Origin of the sequence: Pseudomonas sp. PA-1-3F (assembly GCF_021609665.1) — a bacterium.
GTDB classification, from domain to species: domain Bacteria; phylum Pseudomonadota; class Gammaproteobacteria; order Pseudomonadales; family Pseudomonadaceae; genus Aquipseudomonas; species Aquipseudomonas paracarnis.
On the sequence record NZ_WJZD01000052.1, the window covers coordinates 1 to 22,695 of the forward strand.

General features: G+C 60.8%; 15 protein-coding genes. 8 read left to right on the top strand and 7 right to left on the bottom strand.

Annotation, left to right across the window (positions count from 1 at the left end; translation table 11 throughout):
- Positions 1-219: 219 nt before the first annotated feature.
- The 3 genes from GIV26_RS25465 to GIV26_RS25475 all read left to right on the top strand — a co-directional run bounded on the left by GIV26_RS25465 (position 220) and on the right by GIV26_RS25475 (position 4,898).
- Positions 220-1,647 carry an efflux transporter outer membrane subunit gene (locus GIV26_RS25465; RefSeq protein ID WP_236282697.1) on the top strand — a complete coding sequence of 476 codons (1,428 nt, stop codon included), beginning with the start codon at positions 220-222 and terminating at the stop codon, positions 1,645-1,647.
- A 356-nt stretch (positions 1,648-2,003) separates the two neighbouring features.
- Positions 2,004-4,097, top strand: coding sequence for a putative bifunctional diguanylate cyclase/phosphodiesterase (locus GIV26_RS25470; protein WP_236282699.1), 2,094 nt, complete (start codon positions 2,004-2,006; stop codon positions 4,095-4,097).
- 54 nt (positions 4,098-4,151) lie between these two features.
- Positions 4,152-4,898 (top strand): SDR family oxidoreductase, encoded by a 747-nt coding sequence (locus tag GIV26_RS25475; RefSeq protein WP_236282701.1) that lies wholly within the window; start codon positions 4,152-4,154, stop codon positions 4,896-4,898.
- Here the strand turns inward: GIV26_RS25475 and mapR are convergent.
- The 3 genes from mapR to GIV26_RS25490 all read right to left on the bottom strand — a co-directional run bounded on the left by mapR (position 4,895) and on the right by GIV26_RS25490 (position 8,297).
- Positions 4,895-6,304 (bottom strand): GntR family transcriptional regulator MpaR, encoded by a 1,410-nt coding sequence (mapR, locus tag GIV26_RS25480; protein ID WP_054898710.1) that lies wholly within the window; start codon positions 6,302-6,304, stop codon positions 4,895-4,897. The two genes, GIV26_RS25475 and mapR, sit on opposite strands and share 4 nt — an antisense overlap.
- A 159-nt stretch (positions 6,305-6,463) precedes the next feature.
- Complete coding sequence (gene ccoG, locus GIV26_RS25485; RefSeq protein ID WP_034127668.1) at positions 6,464-7,873, bottom strand: cytochrome c oxidase accessory protein CcoG; 1,410 nt, start codon at positions 7,871-7,873, stop codon at positions 6,464-6,466.
- Between the two features lie 184 nt (positions 7,874-8,057).
- A complete protein-coding gene (locus tag GIV26_RS25490; RefSeq protein ID WP_034127638.1) occupies positions 8,058-8,297 on the bottom strand; it encodes a DUF3203 family protein in 240 nt (79 codons plus the stop codon).
- A gap of 123 nt (positions 8,298-8,420) precedes the next feature.
- Between GIV26_RS25490 and GIV26_RS25495 the strand changes: the two genes are divergently transcribed.
- Entirely contained in the window at positions 8,421-8,918 is a 498-nt protein-coding gene (locus GIV26_RS25495) for an MgtC/SapB family protein (protein ID WP_197882236.1), read from the top strand.
- 6 nt (positions 8,919-8,924) lie between these two features.
- Here the strand turns inward: GIV26_RS25495 and GIV26_RS25500 are convergent, their stop codons facing one another.
- Together GIV26_RS25500 and GIV26_RS25505 are read right to left on the bottom strand one after the other, a co-directional pair.
- Positions 8,925-9,962: a M10 family metallopeptidase C-terminal domain-containing protein gene (locus tag GIV26_RS25500; protein ID WP_236282702.1), complete on the bottom strand. Its 1,038-nt coding sequence runs from the start codon at positions 9,960-9,962 to the stop codon at positions 8,925-8,927.
- Positions 9,963-10,148: 186 nt separating this feature from the next.
- Complete coding sequence (locus GIV26_RS25505) at positions 10,149-10,307, bottom strand: hypothetical protein (RefSeq protein ID WP_236282704.1); 159 nt, start codon at positions 10,305-10,307, stop codon at positions 10,149-10,151.
- Positions 10,308-10,510: 203 nt separating this feature from the next.
- Here GIV26_RS25505 and GIV26_RS25510 point away from each other — a divergent pair, with 203 nt between their 5' ends.
- From GIV26_RS25510 to GIV26_RS25525, 4 genes are all read left to right on the top strand, one after another.
- Positions 10,511-12,499, top strand: coding sequence for an alpha-1,4-glucan--maltose-1-phosphate maltosyltransferase (locus GIV26_RS25510; protein ID WP_236282706.1), 1,989 nt, complete (start codon positions 10,511-10,513; stop codon positions 12,497-12,499).
- A 193-nt stretch (positions 12,500-12,692) separates the two neighbouring features.
- Entirely contained in the window at positions 12,693-16,040 is a 3,348-nt protein-coding gene (gene treS / locus GIV26_RS25515) for a maltose alpha-D-glucosyltransferase (protein WP_127881363.1), read from the top strand.
- Entirely contained in the window at positions 16,037-18,283 is a 2,247-nt protein-coding gene (glgB, locus tag GIV26_RS25520) for a 1,4-alpha-glucan branching protein GlgB (RefSeq protein WP_236282708.1), read from the top strand. The genes treS and glgB overlap by 4 nt, the downstream gene beginning before the upstream one ends.
- A gap of 42 nt (positions 18,284-18,325) precedes the next feature.
- Positions 18,326-19,486: a diguanylate cyclase gene (locus GIV26_RS25525; RefSeq protein WP_442962922.1), complete on the top strand. Its 1,161-nt coding sequence runs from the start codon at positions 18,326-18,328 to the stop codon at positions 19,484-19,486.
- Here GIV26_RS25525 and GIV26_RS25530 read toward each other — a convergent pair.
- Together GIV26_RS25530 and GIV26_RS25535 are read right to left on the bottom strand one after the other, a co-directional pair.
- Positions 19,465-21,669 carry an ATP-binding protein gene (locus GIV26_RS25530; RefSeq protein WP_236282710.1) on the bottom strand — a complete coding sequence of 735 codons (2,205 nt, stop codon included), beginning with the start codon at positions 21,667-21,669 and terminating at the stop codon, positions 19,465-19,467. The two genes, GIV26_RS25525 and GIV26_RS25530, sit on opposite strands and share 22 nt — an antisense overlap.
- Before the next feature lie 172 nt (positions 21,670-21,841).
- A complete protein-coding gene (locus GIV26_RS25535) occupies positions 21,842-22,693 on the bottom strand; it encodes a CAP domain-containing protein (RefSeq protein ID WP_014718680.1) in 852 nt (283 codons plus the stop codon).
- Between the last annotated feature and the right edge of the window lie 2 nt (positions 22,694-22,695).

Below are 22,695 nucleotides of genomic sequence, written 5' to 3' on the forward strand. Positions count from 1 at the left end.
GTGGGCTGGGAGATTTAAATAAGAGCAAATTTTAGTTCTTCCGCTAAACAAAAAAAGGCCCCAAAAAGGGGTAAGCCCAGTCAGTAAGGAAAGATGGGTAAGCGGGGGGGGGGGGCCTTCCCCCGGGGGGGCGGCGAGGCGCCCCAAAAAAGGCGGGGGGGTGCTCCCCCCCCCGGGGGGAAAAACCTCCCTCGCCACAATAAAGCTGTCGGCAATGGCATGAAGTTATTGGCCGTGATGATATGTGGTGTGTTGCTCAGCGCCTGCGCCATCGGCCCTGACTACAAACGCCCGGACGTCATCGAGCCGGTGCAGTTCAAGGAGGCCCAGGGCTGGCGCCAGGCCAACCCGAGCGACTCCCTGGCGCGCGGCGCCTGGTGGGAGCTGTACGGTGACCGACAACTCAATGACCTGGTGGTGCGCCTTAACACGTCCAACCAGACCGTCGCCCAGGCCGAGGCGCGTTTTCGCCAGGCACAGGCGCTGGTACGCAGCTCACGGGGGGCCTTTTACCCCAGCGTTGACCTGAGCGTCGGCAAGACCCGCGCCAGCCAGGGCACCGGCAGCAGCAGTGCCAGCCTCAGTAGTTCCAGCAGCGGTATCCGAGACACCCTCAACGCCCAGTTGGGCGTGAGTTGGGAAGCCGATATCTGGGGCAAGTTGCGCCGAGGCCTGGAGGCCAACGAAGCCAGCGCCGAGGCGAGCTCGGCCGACCTGGCCGCGATGCGCCTGAGCCAACAGTCCGAACTGGTGCAAAGCTACCTGCAACTGCGGGTCATGGACGAGCAGACGCGTTTGCTGCAAGCCACGCTGGACACGTACCAGCGCTCATTGAAAATGACCGGAAACCAATACCGTGCCGGTGTGGCTGGCAAGGATGCCATCGCCCAGGCGCAAACCCAGCTCAAGACCACTCAGGCCAGCCTGATTGATCTGATCTGGCAGCGTGCCCAATTGGAAAACGCCATCGCCGTACTGATCGGTGAAGCGCCAGCCAACTTCAACCTGGCGGTGAGCAAAGACATCCCGGCCCTGCCGCAGATACCGGTGAGCCTGCCGTCCCAGTTGCTGGAGCGTCGCCCCGATATCGCCTCGGCCGAGCGCTCGGTCATCGCCGCCAACGCCAATATTGGCGTGGCCAAGGCTGCCTATTACCCCGACCTGACCTTGAGCTTGGCGGGGGGCTACTCCAGCAGCACCTATGAAGATTGGATCAGCCTGCCAAACCGCTTCTGGTCGGTAGGGCCGAAACTGGCGATGACCCTGTTCGATGGCGGCCAACGCTCGGCGGAAGTCGACCGCACCGTGGCCAGCTATGACGAGACCGTGGCCAAATACCGCCAGACCGTACTGGACGGTTTCCGTGAGGTGGAAAACTACATGGTCCAGCTCAAGGTGCTCGCCGATGAGGCGGTGGTCAGCAATGAAGCACTGGAAGCCGCGCGTGAATCCTTGCGCTTGACCGAAAACCAGTACAAGGCCGGGTTGATTGCCTATCTGGATGTGGTCACGGTGCAGGCGACGGCATTGAGCAACGAGCGCACGGTATTGACCTTGCTGCAGTCGCGGCTGGTGGCCAGTGTGCAGTTGATCGCAGCATTGGGCGGAGGCTGGGATGGCCAGACCTCCCTGGCCGAAAAGGAGTAACCGGATACGCCGCGCATCCTGTGGGAGCAAGATCAAATGTGTGGGCTTGCCCCAATGCCAGTCAGTCAAGCACAGCACCCTGTGGGGAGCTGGCTTGCCTGCGAAAGCGTTAGTGCAGTAGCAGATGCGGTGACTGACACACCGCCTTCGCGGGCAAGCCCGCTCCCACAGTGGATCTGCGCAAGCCCCACACATTTTGACGTTGAAAACAGCCAGATAAAGCCAGCCGATTGACGCCAGAAATTGCGTGATGGCCAATGGATTAATTAATCACCTGTCTTGTATTCATACTCGCTACAATCGCCCGATTTGCCACCCGGCACGGGCTTTTGCGCCGGTCGCCTGCGAGACGTCCCATGCTGATCGGTAGCTATTCAACCTCCCTTGTCGTGATTTCCCTGTGCGTGGCCATCCTGGCGTCCTACACCGCCTTGGACCTGGCCGGGCGTATCGCGACCGCCAAGGGGCGTGCCGTTTACCTGTGGATCACGGGTGGCGCAGTGGCGATGGGCGTCGGCATCTGGTCCATGCACTTTATCGGGATGTTGGCCCTGCGCCTGCCGTTTGCCCTTGGGTTTGAGGTAGGCATTACCCTGTTCTCGCTGTTGATCGCGGTGCTTTCCAGTGGCTTCGCGTTATGGCTGGTCAGCCAGCCACGCTTGCCGGCCTGGCAACTGGCGTTTGGCGCACTGGTGATGGGGGCCGGTATCGCCAGCATGCATTACACCGGCATGGCCGCGATGCGCATGACGCCGGGCATCGACTACGACCCGGCCTTGTTCGGCGCTTCGTTGTTGATCGCGGTGGTGGCTTCCGGCGCCGCGCTGTGGATCGCCTTCAACCTGCGGCGCAACACACCTTATGTGCGTCTGGCTCGGGGCGGCGCAGCCGTGGTGATGGGCGTGGCCATCGTTGGGATGCACTACACCGGGATGGCTGCGGCGCGCTTTGCCGATGACAGCTTCTGCGGTGCCGCACTGACAGGCCTGAGCGGCAAGGGCCTGGATAACCTGGTCTTGGTCACTTCGCTGGCGGTATTGGTCATTGCGCTGTTGACGTCGGTGCTGGATGCGCGCCTGGAAGCGCGCACCGCCGTACTCGCCGATTCCCTGACCCTGGCCAACCAGGAACTCACCCACCTGGCCCTGCATGACATGCTCACCGGCCTGCCCAATCGCACCTTGCTGGCAGATCGCATACAACAAGGCATCCAGGCGGTGCACGAGCGGGGCGGTTGCTTTGCCTTGATGTTTATCGACCTGGATGGTTTCAAACCGGTCAACGATGCCTTTGGTCATCACCTGGGCGACCAGTTGCTGCGCGAAGTTGGCTTGCGCCTGCGCGAGGACTTGCGCAGCCAGGATACCTTGGCCCGCATCGGCGGCGATGAGTTCGTGTTGCTGGTGCAACTCACCCAGCCCGATGATGCGATGGGCTTGGCCGAGCGCCAGGTGGGCCTGATCAACCGCACGTTCACGGTGGCCGAGCATCAGTTGCAGATCTCGGCCAGCATCGGCATCGCCATGTTCCCGGGCAACGGTAGCAACCCCCAGGAGCTGCTGATGAACGCCGACGCGGCGATGTATCACGCCAAGGGCATGGGCAAGAATGGCTACAGCTTCTTCGATGTGTCGATGAACACCAACGCGCGCAAACAACTGCAATTGCTGCAGGACCTGCGCATTGCCCTTGAGCAGGGGCAATTTCGTTTGCATTACCAACCCAAGTTCGACGCCGTCAGCGGTCTTGCTGTGGGAGCCGAGGCGCTGTTGCGCTGGGAGCATCCGCATCAGGGCTTGCTGATGCCCGCTACGTTTATTGCACTGGCGGAGAAAACCGGGCTGATCATTCCCATCGGCGAATGGGTGCTCGATGAAGCTTGTCGCCAGATGAGTCAGTGGTACGCACAGGGTTATGAGCACTGGCGCATTGCCGTGAACCTCTCGGCGTTGCAGTTCTGCCACGCCGGGTTGGTCAACAGCGTAGCGGCTGCACTGGAACGGTACCAATTGCCGGCCAACAGCCTCACGCTGGAAATCACCGAGACCACCGCCATGAGCGATGCCGATGCGAGCATGACGGTATTGCAGCAACTGTCGGACATGGGGGTTGACCTGTCCATCGATGACTTTGGCACCGGTTACTCCAGCCTGATGTACCTCAAGCGCCTGCCGGCCAACGAGCTGAAGATCGATCGCGGTTTTGTGCGTGACCTGGAACACGACAGCGATGACGCGGCCATCGTCTCGGCCATCGTGGCCCTCGGCCAGGCCCTGGGCCTGCGGATCGTCGCCGAGGGGGTGGAAACCGATGTGCAGCAGCACTTCCTCACCCGCCTGGGGTGTGACTCCTTGCAAGGTTACTTGTTGGGGCACCCACTGCCGGCCGATAGCTTCATGGCGAATATCCGGGGCGCTGAACAGGCGGCGCCTGACAAAAGCAGTCTGTGACAGGTATTCTTGGATCCAACCCTGAACATCCGGTTGAATCGGGAGACCGCAGTTATGGACAAAGTCGTCATCATCACCGGGGGCAGTCGTGGAATCGGCGCCCAGACGGCCTTGCTCGCCGCTCGCCAAGGCTATCGCATCTGCATCAACTACCAGTCTGATGAAGACACTGCTCTGCGTGTACTGGATCAGGTTCGCGCGCTGGGTGCCCAGGCGATTGCCGTGGGGGCCGATGTCAGCAGCGAGGATGAAGTGATCGCTCTGTTCAATCGCGTTGATACGGAACTGGGCCGGGTCACCGCGCTGGTGAATAACGCCGGCACCGTGGGGCATAAGTCGCGGGTCGATGAGATGTCCGAGTTTCGTGTCCTCAAGATCCTAAAGACCAATGTGCTGGGCCCGATCCTGTGTGCCAAACACGCGGTGTTGCGCATGTCGCCCCGGCATGGAGGGCAGGGAGGCAGTATCGTCAACGTGTCGTCGGTGGCGGCGCGGCTGGGCTCGCCGGGAGAGTATGTCGACTACGCGGCCTCCAAGGGGGCGATGGACACCTTTACCCTGGGGCTGTCCAAGGAGGTGGCGGGCGAGGGCATTCGCGTCAACGCCGTGCGCCCTGGCTATATCTTTACCGATTTCCATGCCCTGAGCGGCGACCCGGACCGGGTCAGCAAGCTGGAATCCGGTATCCCGATGGCGCGTGGCGGGCGCCCGGATGAAGTAGCGGAGGCGATTATCTGGTTACTATCGGACAAGGCATCGTATTCCACCGGAACGTTTATCGACTTGGGCGGCGGCCGTTAAAACGAGCGCACGATCCGACCTAGTGTCTCCATGGCCTTTTCCGACGCCTCGTTCCAAGGGCTTCCGTAATTCAGGCGAATGCAGTTTCTGAACCGCTGAGTGGCGGAAAAGATCGGCCCCGGCGCAATGCTGATGCCCTGGGCCAGAGCCATCTGGAACAATTTCAGCGAGTCGGTCTGCTCCGGCAGTTCCAACCACAGAAAATAGCCTCCCGCCGGCTGGCTGACCCGTGTTTGCGCCGGAAAATAACGCGCGATGGCCGCCAGCATGGCGCTTTGCTGTTCTTCCAGGGCGTAGCGCAGTTTGCGCAGGTGCCGGTCATAGCCGCCGTGTTGCAGGTAGTCGGCAATCGCCGCCTGGGCCGGCATTGACGGGCACAGTGAGGTCATCAGTTTCAGCCGCTCGACCTTCTGTGCGAAGCGCCCGGCGGCGACCCAGCCCACGCGGTAACCCGGTGCCAGGCTCTTTGCAAAGGAGCCACAGTGCATCACCAGCCCTTCGGTGTCGAAGGCCTTGGCCGGTTTCGGGGCCTGTTGCCCGTAATACAATTCGGCGTAGACGTCATCTTCGATCAGAGGCACTTGATGGCTGCGCAGCAGTTCCACCAGCGCCTGTTTTTTCTCTTCAGGCAACGTGGCGCCCATGGGGTTCTGGAAGCTGGTCATGGTCCAGCAGGCCTTGATCGGATAGCGCTCAAGGCTTTGGGCCAGGGCGTTCAGGTCAATACCGTCGCGCGGGTGCACCGGGATCTCCACAGCCTTGAGCTTCAGGCGTTCAAGCACTTGCAAACAGGCGTAGAACGCCGGCGCTTCGATGGCCACCAGGTCGCCCGGTTCGGTCACGGCCTGCAGGCACAGGTTGAGTGCTTCGAGGGCGCCGTTGGTGATCAGCAACTCCTCCATCGGCAGCATCAGGCCGCCGACCATATAGCGCAGGGCAATCTGGCGGCGCAGTTGCGGGTTGCCTGGCGACATGTCGGTGACCACCAGGCGTGGGTCCATGTCGCGGCTGGCACTGGCCAGGGAGCGCGCCAGGCGCGGCAGCGGGAACAGCATGGGGCTGGGGAAGGCCGAGCCGAAGGGCACGGTGTTGGGGTCTTTGATCGAGTCCAGTACCGAGAACACCAGCTCACTGACGCCCACATCGGTGGACTCATGCACCTGCTCACTCACCACCGGCTCGGAAAACGGGCTCGGCGCGTGGGTGTTGACGAAGTAGCCAGAACGCGGGCGCGCCCTGATCAGGCCACGACGCTCCAGCAAGTAATAGGCCTGGAATACCGTGGACGGGCTGACGCCGTAGGCCTGGCTGGCATAGCGTACCGATGGTACGCGCTGGCCGGGGCCGAGGACGCCGGAGCGGATCAGTTCTGCGATGTCGTCGGCAAATTTTTCGTAGCGTTTCATGGCGGCCTGATTAGCTTTTTGAATGTGTATGCAGGGCGAACTGTAGGAGCGAGCTTGCTCGCGAAAAACGTCAACGATAACGTGTGTTTCCTGAATGAACGCGGCGACGGTGAGTTTTTCGCGAGCAAGCTCGCTCCTACAGTTGATCTCTATCGTTGTTCAGCGATTCAAGGGCGCAACGAAGCGGCTGTCAGCAGCGGTATAAATCCAAGGCTCATCCACATCAGTGACTTTAAAACGCAGGGTTTGAGAGCTGCTGGCCGGTGTGTCCGCCAGCAACGCTACCGACACCGGTATATCGACAATTTCCCCGGCAGCCAGACTGACCTGGGTCTTGCCTTGCAGCTGGAACCCCTCGGCATCCACCAGTTCCAGGCGGTAGTCCTGGCGCTGCTGGGTCTTGTTGATCACCTTGAGGCTGTAGATGTTTTCGATCAAGCCCTGGCTGTTTTCACGGAACATACCTCGGTCTTTGGTCACATCCAGCGACACCATCGGCCGCTCAATCAGCGCCACTACCAACGCCGCAATCATCACCAGCAGCACGGCACTGTAGCCGATCAGGCGTGGCCGCAGCAGGTGAGTCTTGCCACCCTGCAATTGATGCTCACTGGTGTAACTGACCAAGCCACGGGCATAGCCCATTTTGTCCATGATCGAATCACAGGCGTCGATGCAGGCTGCGCAGCCGATGCATTCCATTTGCAGGCCGTCGCGGATGTCGATGCCCGTGGGGCAAACCTGCACGCACAGCTGGCAATCGATGCAATCGCCAAGCCCAACCTCGGCTGGCTGCACGTCACGTTTACGCGGGCCGCGATGCTCGCCGCGGGTGGTGTCGTAGGAAATGGTCAGGGTGTCCTTATCAAACATTACGCTCTGGAACCGTGCATAGGGGCACATGTGCATGCACACCGCTTCGCGTAGCCAGCCGGCATTGATGTAGGTGGCGCCCGTGAAAAACAGCACCCAGAACAGGCTCACCCCACCGATCTGCCACGTCAACAGTTCGGCGGCCAAGGGGCGGATCGGGGTGAAGTAGCCCACAAACGTCAACCCGGTCAACACACTGATACCCAGCCACAATGTGTGCTTGGCCGAGCGCCTCGCCAGCTTATTCAGGCTCCAGGGGGCGGCCTGAAGTTTGATGCGCTGGTTGCGCTCACCTTCGGTCACCTTCTCGCACCACATGAACAGCCAGGTGAACGAGCTTTGCGGGCAGGTGTAGCCGCACCATACGCGGCCGGCAAACACCGTGATCGCAAAGAGGCCGAAGGCGCAGATGATCAACAGCGCCGAGAGCAGGATGAAGTCCTGGGGCCAGAACGTCGCACCAAAAATGTGGAACTTGCTCTCGGCCAGGTCCCACAGTACGGCTTGGCGCCCACCCCAGTTCAGCCACACGGTGCCGAAAAAAGCCAGGAACAGCAGGCCGGCACCGCCCACTCGCAGGGTGCGAAACAAGCCGGTAAAGCTGCGGGTATGGATCAGGTTGTCGCTGGATTTGGCCTTCACTTTCTTGGGGTGAATGGGCTCAAAGGTTTCCACGGTTGGGATTCGTTCGCTCATGGTCATTCGCTCATCAGCCTCCATCAGGCCGACGAACTATGGGCGACAGACTGTTTGCATAACAGACTCAGGTAGCGTGATAAAAAGCGGATCAGATCAGCTTGAGGCGTTCTTGTGCGTCAATCTGCTGCACCCCATGGGCATAGGGGTGCAGGGGTTAAGCGGGTCTGATGATGCAGATGAATTAAATCACCGAACCAGGTTGGTCCGCCTTTACATGCTCACGGCCATCGGTTGCGCCTTCAACCGTCAGCGCGTCCGCCTCGGCTTCGGTGATGTAGATGCGCGAACCTGCCAGTTCCAGATAAGACATGGCTTTGTCGTGATCGGTCAGGATGGTCACCCGGGTGGCTGGCAGGCTTTGTTCCTGGCCGTTGTCGTCGAGCGTGAAGTAGCACAGATGATTTTCGATGCGTACGGTCATGACAATCTCCGTTTTGTGGGCTATGCAGCTTTAGGCGGCCGCCATGCGCACGGGTTCCAGGCAACTGACTGGCGGTCTGCGCTGTCCATCCTTTATCTATCCATAATAAAAAGGAGCGCATCCATGGAGGCCTGGTGGCATCTGGCGTGGCAAACCCTGCAAGCCGAATTCGCAGACATTGGCGATGCCCGGCAACTCACCCAAGTGACCGTGCGCCTGCTGATCGCGGCGATCCTCGGCGGCATCCTGGGGTTTGAGCGTGAACACAAGGGCAAGGCGGCCGGAGTGCGCACCCATATGCTGGTGGCGCTGGGCGCCGCGCTGTTCGTGCTGGTGCCGCAGATGTCCGGCAACCAGGCGGATGCCATGAGTCGTGTGGTTCAAGGGGTCATCGCGGGCATTGGCTTTCTCGGCGCTGGCACCATCCTCAAGGGCAAGGAAGACGAAGAGGGCCAGCATGTAAAGGGCCTGACCACCGCGGCCGGGTTATGGATGACCGCCGCCATTGGGGTTGCGGCGGGAATGGGGCGTGAATCGACGGCGGTGCTCAGTACGCTGCTGGCCCTGGCGGTATTCAGTGTGATGCCGCGGATCGTCAAGCTGCTGGAGAAGGATGAGTGACGCGGGTTACGTGATGAGGTTGCCGTATCTCACCTCACCGAAGGCTTTCACCACAAACGGCGACTCTCCCGGGTTGCCGGAAATCATCACCACGCTCGTATTGTGAGCCGGGCTATAGTGAATCTGTACCTCACTACTGACTCCCGAGAAGTTTCCTACCAATTTCAATGGCGTGTTGCCGAGTTGATTTCTAATTGCCGATACATCGAGTTTGTCTTTGTGGTGGTCAAAATCCATCACTTGCTCAGGCGCGTCGAAACTTGATTCGCGGGTATTACGGAAGGTGAAGATCTGACCATTGTCATTCCTGGCATAGTCGTTGTGTTTGAGGCTTTCTGCCGGGGGCGGTGGATTATCCGGTTGAGGGGGCGGGTTGCCGAGGTCCGCCTCTTTACCGATATCGAAGAGGGCTGAAGCCAGAGGCGTACTTTGCCGCATTCGCTGTATGGCAGAAAGCTTCTCAATGCGTAGATCACGCTCGATTTGCATAGCGCAGTTGAAACCTGCCTCGGGATCAAGAGTGGAAGTGCGCTCGCGAATTTCTTCAAGGCTCAAGCCCGGGTCCTCGATATGTGAGGATCGGTCATGAATCATCTGCAGGCTTGATTGACCTAAACGCTCCTTCACATCGGTAATCAGTTTACGCGCTTCGTCTGCATCCGGGCCGTGCAGCAAGGATTTGACGTTTTCCCTGCTTAACAGGCTTCGGATCGTGGTCACCTGCCCGGAGGTCTCGTGTGAGTTGGGCGCGCGCAGCATATTGGTAATGTTCTGCTGGCTGGTCAGCGCACGAAGTTGGGCAATCTGGGTGGCGCCGTCACTGGCCGTCTTCGGCTCTACGTCCGCAGAGGGGGCAGGGTTGGGCAACATAAAGGTTTGCGGCGCCCTGGAAGGGGCGGAGGCGGGCGTGTCAGGCTCTTTCCTGCGCATGATTGCGCTTGGGCCGGCCCTGAACAGATCGTTCAGTTTTTCCCGATGATCGTTGACTGGCGGTTGTTGGATGCCGTGAACAGCCGAGAACGGGGGCAGTAGTGAGGTGCGCATAGAAGGTACTCGCTTAACGGACAAGATAGTCTGCGGCCGGCAAGGGGGCGAGGCAGCGTACGGGAGACTGAATCTATCTTGTTCATCAAGAGCGGGATCTCGGTATTGTCGGTGATTGAAGTAGGAAAGCTCAGTAGCGCTTGCCCGCGATATTTTTTCACGGGCAAGTGCTTGCGTGTCTGTGAGTCAGGCAATAACCGGCGGCATCGTCGTGGGCGGTTCCTGCACCGGCGGCGGCTGGTTTTCAGGCGGCTCCTGTTCAGGATCGCGTTCCGGTTCAGGCGGGGGCAATGGTGGGGTGTCGATATTCGGATCTTCGGGTTCAGGAGGTATCGGGATACTCATGGGTATGGCCTCGTTTGTGCTTTGCTCTATCGGTGGACCATTGCCTGCTGGAAATGATTCCCGCCCAGGGGCGGTATATCCACCTGAACTTTTGGGCAGCGCCCAGGCTCGGACTTTAAACGGCCCAGCTCAAGGATAGCGTCGCCGTACCTGAATTCGTATCAAGCAAAGAGCGTCCAAAGGGCGTAAGGGGAAGCTGCTCGATGACTGCCGAAACACTGGTTCCAGAAGACTCCGTGCTGCCGTTGTCGCAGGCGCTGCTGCTACCCAGGATCGCGATCGAAAGCACCATGCCGGTCATCGACAACGGGGAGTTTGCCGTCAAGGCGGTGGTGGGCCAGCGGGTTCATGTCACCAGCAAAGTGTTCGCCGATGGCCACGATAAACTGGCGGTGTTGATCCGCTGGCGCGCCCTGGGAGACGAAAGCTGGCACAGCGTAGTCATGCTTGATATCGGCAACAACGGTTGGGAGGGCGCGTTTACCGTGGCCCACCAAGGCCGCCATGAGTACTGCATCGAAGCCTGGATCGATACCTTTGCCAGCTTCTGTTACGAACTGCGCAAGAAGCATGAAGCTGGCGTGCCCGTCAGCCTGGAGTTGCAGGAGGGCCGTAGCCTGGTGCTGCAGGCCGCCGAACGCAGTGACAACGAACTGCATGACCGCTTGATGCTGTTGCACCATGAGCTTTCCGGCCTGTTGGAAACCGAGCAGGTGGCGTTGTTCCTGCACGAAGACAGTGCACACCTGATGACCCAGGCCGACCATCGCGCCTATTTGAGCGTCAGCCCCGCGTACCCGATTGACGTGGAACGTGAAGCCGCACAATTTGCCAGCTGGTACGAGCTGTTTCCCCGCTCGATCACCGACGATCCGGCGCGGCACGGCACCTTTAACGACGTGCACGCACGCTTGCCGATGATTCACGACATGGGCTTCGACGTGCTGTACTTCCCGCCGATCCACCCCATCGGCCGTAGCCACCGCAAGGGCAAGAACAACTCACTCACCGCCGGCCCTGATGATCCGGGCAGCCCCTACGCCATTGGCAGTGAGGAGGGCGGTCACGAGGCTATTCACCCGCAGTTGGGCACTCGCGATGATTTCCGCCGGTTGGTCAAGGCTGCTGCCGACCACGGCCTGGAAATCGCCCTGGATTTCGCCATCCAGTGCTCCCAGGACCACCCGTGGCTCAAACAGCATCCGGGTTGGTTCAACTGGCGCCCGGACGGCACGATCAAATACGCGGAAAATCCGCCGAAAAAGTACCAGGACATCGTCAACGTCGATTTCTATGCGGCCGATGCCATCCCCAGCCTGTGGACCGAGCTGCGTGACATCGTGGTGGGCTGGGTGGAAGAGGGCGTGAAGACCTTTCGCGTCGACAACCCGCACACCAAGCCGCTGCCGTTCTGGCAATGGCTGATCAGCGACGTGCGTGTCAAGTACCCGGAGGTGATCTTCCTCGCCGAAGCTTTCACCACACCGGCGATGATGGCGCGCCTGGGCAAGGTCGGCTATTCCCAGAGCTATACCTACTTCACCTGGCGCAACACCAAGGCTGAGCTGAGCGAGTACCTTGCCCAACTGAACCAGTCCCCCTGGCGTGAGTGCTACCGCCCGAACTTCTTCGTCAATACGCCGGACATCAACCCGGGTTTCCTGCATGAGTCTGGTCGCGCAGGCTTCCTGATCCGCGCTGCGCTGGCCACGATGGGCTCGGGCCTGTGGGGAATGTATTCGGGTTTTGAGTTATGCGAAGCCGCGCCGGTGCCGGGCAAAGAGGAATACCTGGACTCGGAGAAGTACGAAATCCGACCTCGGGACTTCACCGCACCGGGCAACATCATCGCCGAAATCGCCCAGCTCAACCGCATCCGCCGCCAGAATCCGGCGTTGCACACGCACCTGGGGCTCAAGCTCTACAACGCCTGGAACGACAACATCCTGTATTTCGGCAAGCGCAGCGAAGACGGCAGCAATTTCATTCTGGTCGCCGTCAACCTCGACCCGCACAACGCCCAGGAAGCCCACTTTGAATTGCCGCTGTGGGAGATGGGCTTGCCCGACGATGCCCAGACCCAGGGCGAAGACTTGATGAACGGCCATCGCTGGACCTGGTACGGCAAGACCCAATGGACCCGGCTGGAGCCGCAGATGCCGTTCGGGATCTGGCGCATCAGCACATCCTGAGTGCTCGTTCCCACGCTCTGCGTGGGAACGTCTCACTTGACGCTCTGCGTGGGAACGCCTCGCTTGACGCTCTGCGTGGGAATGCCTCGCTTGACGCTCTGCGTCGCGCTTGGGACGCGGAGCGTCCGGGGCTGCGTTCCTACGCGGAGCGTGGGAACGATCCTCGAGAACTTTGTATTTTCAGGAGTTTGCAATGGCCAAGAAACCCAAGGCAGCCACCTTTATCAAAGACCCGCTCTGGTACAAAGACGCGGTGATCTACCAGGTTCACGTCAAATCCTATTTCGACTCCAACAACGACGGCATTGGTGACTTTGCCGGGCTGATCGCCAAGCTCGACTACATCGCCGACCTCGGCGTGAACACCATCTGGCTGCTGCCGTTCTACCCGTCTCCCCGGCGTGATGACGGCTACGACATTGCCGAATACCGCGGCGTGCACAGCGACTACGGGACGATGGCCGACGCCAAGCGCTTCATTGCCCAAGCCCACCAACGCGGGCTGCGCGTGATCACTGAACTGGTGATCAACCACACCTCCGACCAGCACCCCTGGTTCCAGCGCGCGCGCAAGGCCAAGCCAGGCTCGGCCGCACGGGACTTCTACGTGTGGTCGGATGATGACCAGAAATACGACGGCACACGCATTATTTTCCTCGACACCGAAAAGTCCAACTGGACCTGGGACCCGGTGGCCGGCCAGTACTTCTGGCACCGCTTTTACTCGCACCAACCCGACCTCAACTTTGATAACCCGCAGGTCATGAAAGCGGTGCTGTCGGTGATGCGCTATTGGCTCGACCTGGGCATCGACGGCCTGCGCCTGGACGCCATTCCCTACCTGATCGAACGGGACGGCACCAACAACGAAAACCTGGCGGAAACCCACGACGTCCTCAAGCAGATCCGCGCCGAGATCGACGCCCATTACCCCGACCGCATGCTGCTGGCCGAAGCCAACCAGTGGCCCGAAGACACGCAGCTGTACTTTGGCGACAGAAAGGGTGATGACGGCGATGAATGCCACATGGCGTTCCACTTTCCACTGATGCCGCGCATGTACATGGCGTTGGCCCAGGAAGATCGCTTCCCCATCACGGACATTCTGCGCCAGACCCCGGAGATTCCCGCCAACTGCCAGTGGGCAATTTTCCTGCGCAACCATGATGAGCTGACCCTGGAAATGGTCACCGACAAAGAGCGCGACTACCTGTGGAACTACTACGCCGCAGACCGCCGCGCCCGTATCAACCTGGGCATTCGGCGACGCTTGGCGCCGCTGGTGGAGCGGGATCGTCGGCGGGTGGAATTGCTCAACAGCCTGTTGCTGTCGATGCCGGGCACGCCGACCCTGTACTACGGCGATGAAATCGGCATGGGCGACAACATCTATCTGGGCGACCGTGACGGCGTGCGCACGCCCATGCAATGGTCCATCGACCGCAATGGCGGGTTTTCCCGTGCCGACCCGGCCAGCCTGGTGTTGCCGCCGATCATGGACCCGCAATACGGTTACCAGTCGGTCAACGTCGAGACCCAAGCCCAGGACCCGCACTCATTGCTCAACTGGACCCGGCGCATGCTCGCAGTGCGCAAGCAGTCCAAGGCGTTTGGCCGTGGCAGCCTGAAGATGCTCTCGCCGACTAACAGGCGCATCCTGGCTTACACCCGTGAATACACCGGCGAAGACGGCCACACCGAGATCATCCTGTGCGTAGCCAATGTGTCGCGCAGCGCCCAGGCGGCGGAGCTGGATCTGTCGGCCTTTGCCGGCATGGTGCCGGTAGAGATGCTCGGCGGTAATGCCTTCCCGCCGATCGGCCAGCTGAATTTCCTGCTGACCCTGGCGCCCTATGGTTTCTATTGGTTCGTGCTGGCAGCGGAAAACCAGATGCCCAGCTGGCATGTGGAACCGGCGCAAAGCATGCCCGACTTCACCACTTTGGTACTGAAAAAACGCATGGAAGAGTTACTGGAAGAACCTTGCCGCACCAGCCTGGAACAGACTTCACTGCCCGCCTGGCTGCCCAAGCGTCGCTGGTTTGCCGGCAAAGATACGGCAATCGACACGGTGCACATCGCTTATGGCGTGCGTTTTGGCGACCCGCAGCATCCGGTGTTGCTCAGCGAGATCGAAGTGACCAGTGCTGGCCAGGTCAGCCGCTACCAACTGCCCTTGGGCTTCCTTGGCGAAGACCAGTTCACCAGCGCCTTGCCCCAGCAATTGGCGTTGGCCCGAGTACGACGCACCCGCCAGGTAGGTTTGGTGACCGATGCCTTCAGCCTTGAGCATTTTATCCTTGAGGTGATCCAGGCCATGCAGGCCGGCACCGTGCTCAATACCCCTGACGGCGATCTGCGGTTCGAGGCGACTGAGCACTTGGCCGCACTGCAACTGACCCGTGAATCGCCGGTGCGTTATTTGTCTGCCGAGCAGTCCAACAGCTCGGTGGTGGTCGGTGACAGCCTGGTGCTCAAGCTGATTCGTAAAGTCAGCGCCGGTGTGCACCCGGAGCTGGAAATGAGTGCCTACCTGACCGCCGCCGGCTACCCGAATATCTCGCCGCTGTTGGGCTTTATGAGCCGCCGCGACGGGCAGGGGCAGGACAACCTGCTGATGATTGCCCAGGGTTACCTGAGCAATCAGGGCGATGCCTGGAGCTGGACCCAGAACAACCTGGAGCGCGCGATCCGCGATGAGCTGGCCGACGCGATCTCTGAACAGGAACAGCACTACAACGCCCTCGGCGAACTGGCGGATTTTGCCGGTTTGCTCGGTCAGCGCCTGGGTGAAATGCACCTGGTGTTGGGTGCGCCAACCGCCGACAAGGCTTTCAAACCCGAACCCACCACAGCCAAAGACACCCAAGCCTGGGCCAAGGATGTCGGCGCCCAGATCGACCGCGCCTTGCAGTTGCTCAAGCTTAATCAAAGCCAGTTGAACCCCGCCGACCAGGCGTTGGTCAGTGAATTACTGGCGCAGAAAAAAGCCATCGCGGCGCATGTCCAGGCGTTGGCCAAAGCCACGGCGGGCGGGTTGCGCATTCGCGTCCACGGTGACTTGCACCTGGGCCAGGTATTGGTGGTCAAGGGTGATGCCTACTTGATCGACTTCGAGGGCGAACCGGCGCGGCCGCTGCATGAGCGGCGCGGCAAACACAGCCCTTATAAAGATGTGAGCGGTGTGCTGCGTTCCTTCGATTATGCCGCGGCGATGGCGCTGAATGTGCAGGGGGTGGATCACACGCCAGAAGCGAACGCTGCGCGTAAACGCGTGACCGACCGCTACCTGAATGAAGCCCGCGTAGCATTTACCCAGGCTTACCAGGCCGCTGCGTCTACACTGGCGCATGACTGGCAGGATGCCAACGGCCAAGACGCAGCGCTGACCTTGTTCAGCCTGGAAAAGGCCGCGTACGAAGTGGCCTACGAAGCAGAAAACCGCCCGACCTGGCTGCCGGTGCCCCTGCAAGGGCTGCACGGCTTGCTGAGCGGGCTGACACCTATATCTAAACCTGTACGCGGTGGGGAGACGTCATGAGTTTTACACAGAGAGAACCGCTGCAGCCCAAGTTGACTGCATTGCCGGCGTCCAAGGACGTCGATGCGCTGGTGCGCGCAGAGCACCCCGATCCCTTTTCGATCCTGGGGCCCCATGATGACGAGCAGGGCGGCCAGTTTATCCGCGCGTTCCTGCCGGAGGCCCTGAGTGTCCAAGTACTGGCGCGTGACACGGGCGAGCCGGTTGGCAGCCTCGACGCCACCCAGGTGCCGGGCCTGTTTGTCGGGCACTTCAGCACTCGCCAGCCCTACCTGCTGAAAATCCAGTGGGCCGGCGGTGAGCAGATCACCGAAGACCCCTACAGCTTCAGCCAATTGCTGCTGGGGGAAATGGACCTGTACCTGTTTGCCGAAGGCAATCATCGTGACCTGGGCAACTGCCTGGGGGCTCAGGTGGTCAGCGTTGACGGCGTGCAAGGCGTGCGCTTTGCCGTCTGGGCGCCGAATGCACGGCGGGTTTCGGTGGTGGGCGACTTCAATATCTGGGACGGGCGCCGCCACCCGATGCGCCTGCGCCATCCATCGGGCGTGTGGGAAATCTTCATCCCACGCCTGCAGCCGGGCGCGGCCTACAAGTATGAAATTCTCGGTGCCCACGGCATTTTGCCGCTCAAGGCCGACCCTGTGGCGCTGGCCACCCAACTGCCGCCGGACACCGCCTCGAAGGTCGCCGCACCTTTGCAAGTGGATTGGCAGGACCATGAGTGGATGCAATCGCGGGGAGACAAGCAGAAAACGACCGCGCCGTTGTCGATCTACGAGCTGCATGTGGGGTCCTGGCAGTGCGAGCTGGACGAGGCCGGTGAAGTGGCCCGTCAATATGGCTGGCGCGAACTGGCTGAGCGGCTGATTCCTTACGTTCAACAATTGGGCTTCACCCATATCGAGCTGATGCCGATCATGGAACACCCCTTTGGTGGCTCCTGGGGCTATCAGGCGTTATCCCAGTTTGCCCCCAGTGCTCGCTTTGGCTCGCCGGAAGACTTTGCCTGGTTCGTCAATGCCTGCCATCAGGCCGATATCGGCGTGATCCTTGATTGGGTACCCGCGCATTTCCCCACCGATACCCACGGCCTGGCGCAATTTGACGGTACCGCGCTGTACGAATACGCCAACCCCCTGGAAGGCTTTCACCAGGACTGGGACACGCTGATCTACAACCTGGGCCGCACCGAGGTCCACGGTTTCATGCTCGCGTCGGCCTTGCACTGGCTCAAGCATTTCCACGTCGATGGCCTGCGCGTGGACGCAGTGGCCTCCATGCTGTATCGCGATTATTCGCGCAAGGCCGGTGAATGGGTGCCCAACCGCCATGGCGGTCGCGAGAACCTGGAAGCCATCGACTTCTTGCGGCACCTGAACGACGTGGTTGCCCTTGAAGCCCCGGGCGCCTTGGTGATTGCCGAAGAGTCCACGGCCTGGCCAGGCGTCAGCCAGCCTACCCAACAGGGTGGCCTGGGGTTCAATTACAAATGGAACATGGGCTGGATGCACGACTCCCTGCATTACATCCAGCAAGACCCGGTGTACCGCGCCCATCATCACAACGAGCTGAGTTTCGGGCTGGTGTACGCCTGGTCGGAGCGCTTTATCCTGCCGATTTCCCATGATGAGGTGGTGCACGGCAAGCACTCGCTGATCGACAAGATGCCCGGCGACCGCTGGCAGAAATTTGCCAACCTGCGCGCCTACCTCAGTTTCATGTGGATGCACCCCGGCAAGAAGTTGCTGTTCATGGGCTGCGAATTTGGCCAATGGCGCGAGTGGAACCACGATCAGCAACTGGATTGGTATTTACTGCAGTACCCCGAGCACCGTGGGGTGCAGAAGCTGGTAGGCGATTTGAACCGCCTGTACCGCGAAGAGCCGGCGCTGCACGAACAGGACGATGCGCCCCAGGGCTTCCAATGGCTGATCGGTGATGACGCGATCAATAGCGTCTACGCCTGGCTGCGCTGGAGCAAGGACGGCAAGCCGGTGTTGGTGGTTGCCAACTTCACCCCGGTGCCCCGTGAAGGCTACGCAGTCGGTGTGCCGTTTGGCGGGCGGTGGAGTGAGGTGATCAACAGTGATGCCGATACCTACGCGGGCTCCAATTACGGGAATGGCGGGGCCGTGTTTACCCAGGATGAGCCGCGCCATGGGCAACCGGTGTCGCTGTCGTTGAACCTGCCGCCCCTGGGCGTGCTGATTTTGCGACCTCAACAGCCTGAAACGCTCTAGCGCGGCGTATGCCGCTGTTCGGCTTGCTGGCAAGGTGCCACAATGGCGCTTTTGCCGTCGCCGGTCAAACAGGCCAACCCCATGCATAGCCTCGGGCAAGATCAGGGTCACTCCATCGAAGAGCAGGTGCGAACCGACCGTTTGCACCAGCTCTTTCGTCAATCATTCTCGGCGATCTTCGGCAGCTACCTGGGCGCCGTCATGCTCTGCTGGCTGTGCTGGGATCGATTCGATCAGCAGGTCATCCTGGTGTGGCTGGTACTGCTGGCGGGCTCGTCATTGGTGCGCCTGCATCTGTTTGTGCAATGGTTTCGCTGCCCTGACGTGGGGCGCACACCCGCCCGTTGGGAGCGCCACTACTGGGTCACGCTGATGCTGTCGGCGGGTATCTGGGGCGGCGGTGCTCTGGCGGTGATGCCGGTCGATGACCGCTTGTCCCAGGTGCTGGTGATGCTGTTTACCGTGGGCATGTCGGTCAGCGCGGTGTCCTGTTATTCAGCCTATCGCTACATGACGCTGGGCTCGATGGCGCTGGTGTTGCTTCCCTGCACGGTATGGATGCTGTTTCAGCCTTCTCCGATGCAGGTTGGCGTGGCGCTGGCGGTGCTGGTGTTTGCTTCGTTTGTGGTCGGTGCGACGCGCAAGCTGTCCGATGCCCTGGAAAAAGCCTTCCGTCTGACGAGGCAAATGGAGCGCGCTCATCATATTTCCAACCGTGCCGCCCAGACCGATGAGTTAACCGGGCTGATGAACCGTCGGGCGTTCTACGAACAGGCCCAATTGCTGTATGCCCAGTGCCTTCGCGAGCAGCAGCCGCTGTGTGCATTGATGATGGACATGGACCACTTCAAAGCCATCAATGACACCTACGGCCACCAGGCCGGCGACCAGGTGTTGCGCCAGATTGGCGCGGTGATCAGTGCGTCCTTTCGCCAGACCGATATCTACGGTCGCCTGGGGGGCGAAGAGTTTGCGGTATTGCTGCCCAATACCTCGTTGGAGACCGCACGCAGCATCGCCGAGGAGTTGATCCAGACGATTCATGATTTGCCCGCCGACCCGGTACAAGGGGTGAGCGCAAGCCTGGGCGTAGCATCGACCTGCACTCAGCCTCTGGATTTGAACGCCTTGATGAACAGCGCTGACAAGGCCCTGTACCAGGCCAAGGCATCGGGTCGCAATCAGGTAGCGGTCGTCGACTGATCCTTGCACATCGCCTTTGCCAGCACCCGCGCAACTTGGTCGGCGGAGTAGGGCTTGGCGAGGAACTCAAAGCCTTCGTAGCCGCTGTCTGCCAGTTCCTCACTGTAGCCAGAGACGAGTACCACGGGCAGGTCGGGGCGGCGCTGGCGCAGCAACCTGGCCATGGCCACCCCGGTCATGCCGGGCATCACCACGTCGGAGAAAATCGCGTCGAACCCCTGGACGTCATTGCCAGCGAGGTTCAGCGCCTGTTCGGCATTGGTCGCCCAGGTGGTCTGGTAACCCAGGTCCTTGAGGATCTGGCTGGCGAAGCGTCCCACCTCTAAGTTGTCCTCAACGATCAACACATGTTGATGAGCAGCCTCCTGCGGCGCTGGCAGATCTGCAGGGGTGTGTTGATCCGGCACCGCTTCGCCTTCGACTTGCGGCAGATACAAGGTAAACACCGTGCCTTGGCCGAGGGTGCTGGCCACATCGATATTGCCGCCTGACTGCTTGGCAAAGCCGAATACCTGCGACAGGCCCAGGCCGGTGCCTTTGCCCACGGCCTTGGTGGTGAAGAACGGCTCGAAGATGCGCTCGAAGGTGTCGCTGGGAATCCCGCTGCCGGTGTCGGCCAGGGAAATGGTGATGTAGGGCATGCACGACTCGGCATCCCCACGAATACGTGGCAGCGTTTGCTCGCTGGCGACTTTGAGGGTCAGGGTACCCTGGCCGTCCATCGCATCGCGGGCGTTGAGGGCGATGTTGATCAGTGCGGTTTCGAACTGGCTGGGGTCGATGCGCGCATAGCAGGGCTGATCGGGCAATTTAACCTGCACATGAATGCGTGCACCGGTAACGCTCTCGAGCATCTCGCCGATATTTTGCACGCGCTGGCCGACATCGAACACCTGCGGGTTCAGTGGTTGGCGCCGGGCAAAGGCGAGCAGTTGGCTGGTGAGCTTGCTGGCCCGCTCGACGGTGTCGGACACCGCGCACATGTAGCGTTGCCGACGCTCCTCGGACAGGCCGGGCTGGCGCAGGAAGTCCACCGACGAGCGAATAATGGTCAGCAGGTTGTTGAAGTCATGGGCGACGCCGCCGGTCAGTTGGCCGATGGCCTCCAGTTTCTGTGACTGGCGCAGTGCGGCTTCGGCCTCGGCCAGCGCATGGGTACGCTCATTCACGCGCTGTTCCAGGCTGGCATTGAGCTCTGTATAGGCGGCCAGGCCCTCGCGCACGGCGGCATCGGCGCGTACGCGCTCGATATGCGCCCAGGAACGCTCGGTGACTTCGCCCACCAGCGCCATGTCATAGGATGACCAAAAGCGCGGCAGTTTGTCGTGCACGGCCATCAGCGCGGTGAGCCGCCCGTCTTTGATCAACGGCATGCAAATAGTGGCTGTCACCCCCAGTGCCTGGAAGCTCGCGGCGTCATGGGGCGGCAACTCGATCAGATTATTGCGTATCACCAGTGGCTCGCCGGCACGCAGGCAGTTGACCGCGCATTCCCCGAACGCCGCGAGGCTGTAATGCCCGATGATGCTCGGCGAGCCATGCGCCGACCAGTCGCCGCGAATGGTAAAGCCATCTTCATCCTCGTCCATGTCGGCGTAGGCACAGATGGATACCTGCAGATGTTCGGCCAGCAGGCGGGTCGTAGACGTCAGGATGGTTTCGGCGTCGGTGGCATTGACCACGCTGTTGCCGATGGCGTCCAGCACTGCCAGGCGACGGGCCAGGAATACCGTGGCGGTTGTTTCGGTCACCGTGTCGAGCAAACCGACCACCACGCCTTGGGCATTGCGAATCGGGCTGTAGCAAAAGGTGAAATAGGCTTGTTCCGGCGCTTCGTTGCGTTGGATCAACAGCGGGAAGTTTTCGATATAGGTGGCGTGCCCATCGAACGCGGCGTCGGCGATAGGGCTGATATCGTCCCACACCTCGTGCCAGATCTCGTTGAACGGGCGGCCCAAGGCGTCGGGTTTGCTACCCAGGATCGGCGTGAACGCGTCGTTGTAGAGAGTAATCAACTGAGGCCCCCAGACGATGGCCTGGGGGAAACTCGACGCGAAGCACAGCGCAACGGTTGTCTTCAACACATCGGGCCAGTGTTCAAGTGGCCCCAGGGGCGTATTGGCCCAATCGTGCTGACGAACCCGCTCTGCCATTTCGCTGCTGCCTTGCAGCCAATTCATCATGGGGTTCACACCTTGCTTGCTACGTATTGTTTAGCTTTGAAGAGTCAGGCCGACTAGCAACAGACCGGAATGACCTCATTCAGTTCAGCGCAATTATCTCCCTGATAGCACTTTGATTTCATTGTCTATTTGCACGCCGTCATTATTGGCCGGGTTGGGCCGGCGCTCAACCTTATTGCGTGCCGAATAAGCCCGTCCAATAGATGCCCGCGTCACTCTTGGGGTCCATGGCGTAGGCGGCACCCAATTCGCGAAATTGCGGGTTCATCAGGTTGGCGCAGTGGCCGGGGCTGGCGAGCCAACCGTCGACGACCTTGCGCGGCGTGTCGAGGCCGGCGGCGATGTTTTCACCAATATTCTTCGCGATATACCCCGCCAACTCGGCGCGGTCGCCGGGCGTACGGCCGTCGGGGTCCAGGTGGTCGAAGAAATTGCCGTTGGCCATGTTGCGGGTATGGCTGTTGGCTGCGCCGGCCAGGGTGTCGTTCCACGACAGGGGCGCCGTGGCGGTGAACGCCTGGGTGCCACACTGGCGCGGCTCGGCACGGGCGGTGTTGATCAGGTCGAGCAGTTTTCTGCCTTCGGTCTGCCAATCGCCCAGGCCGCTGGTCACCAACGGGCGAGCCAGCACGATGCGCCAGTCCTGGCCGCTGTTGCTGACCCCGATGTCGACAAATTGCGGATCGAGCACTACGCGGCAGAAGCTCTCGCGCACCGCTTTCATCGCGGCCTCGGCATCCTTGGGCCCGGACAGGCTGATGGCCTGCACGTTCACCATCGGGTACGCAGCCCGCGCCAGCGACTGCTGCAAATCGCCGACATTGGAGGCCGGCAACACCAGCCGTGTATCGCTGGTCAGCGGCGGCAGCTCCTGGGAACCCTGGTCACCGCAGCGTTGCACCTGGCTGCGGTATTGGTTGATCTGTTGGACTAACTGACTTTCTTCATTCGCCATCGCGCTGGCGCAGAACACCGTAGTGGCGGCCAGCGTCGTAAGACCCATCATCAATGACAGAACGCGCATGG

Coding starts and splice junctions, on each gene's coding strand:
- GIV26_RS25475 (WP_236282701.1), top strand. CDS start 4,152: ATGGACAAAGTCGTCATCATCACCGGGGGCAGTCGTGGAATCGGCGCC.
- ccoG (WP_034127668.1), bottom strand. CDS start 7,873: ATGAGCGAACGAATCCCAACCGTGGAAACCTTTGAGCCCATTCACCCC.
- GIV26_RS25500 (WP_236282702.1), bottom strand. CDS start 9,962: ATGCGCACCTCACTACTGCCCCCGTTCTCGGCTGTTCACGGCATCCAA.
- GIV26_RS25470 (WP_236282699.1), top strand. CDS start 2,004: ATGCTGATCGGTAGCTATTCAACCTCCCTTGTCGTGATTTCCCTGTGC.
- GIV26_RS25535 (WP_014718680.1), bottom strand. CDS start 22,693: ATGCGCGTTCTGTCATTGATGATGGGTCTTACGACGCTGGCCGCCACT.
- glgB (WP_236282708.1), top strand. CDS start 16,037: ATGAGTTTTACACAGAGAGAACCGCTGCAGCCCAAGTTGACTGCATTG.
- GIV26_RS25465 (WP_236282697.1), top strand. CDS start 220: ATGAAGTTATTGGCCGTGATGATATGTGGTGTGTTGCTCAGCGCCTGC.
- mapR (WP_054898710.1), bottom strand. CDS start 6,304: ATGAAACGCTACGAAAAATTTGCCGACGACATCGCAGAACTGATCCGC.
- GIV26_RS25490 (WP_034127638.1), bottom strand. CDS start 8,297: ATGACCGTACGCATCGAAAATCATCTGTGCTACTTCACGCTCGACGAC.
- treS (WP_127881363.1), top strand. CDS start 12,693: ATGGCCAAGAAACCCAAGGCAGCCACCTTTATCAAAGACCCGCTCTGG.
- GIV26_RS25505 (WP_236282704.1), bottom strand. CDS start 10,307: ATGAGTATCCCGATACCTCCTGAACCCGAAGATCCGAATATCGACACC.
- GIV26_RS25510 (WP_236282706.1), top strand. CDS start 10,511: ATGACTGCCGAAACACTGGTTCCAGAAGACTCCGTGCTGCCGTTGTCG.
- GIV26_RS25495 (WP_197882236.1), top strand. CDS start 8,421: ATGGAGGCCTGGTGGCATCTGGCGTGGCAAACCCTGCAAGCCGAATTC.
- GIV26_RS25525 (WP_442962922.1), top strand. CDS start 18,326: ATGGCGCTTTTGCCGTCGCCGGTCAAACAGGCCAACCCCATGCATAGC.
- GIV26_RS25530 (WP_236282710.1), bottom strand. CDS start 21,669: ATGATGAATTGGCTGCAAGGCAGCAGCGAAATGGCAGAGCGGGTTCGT.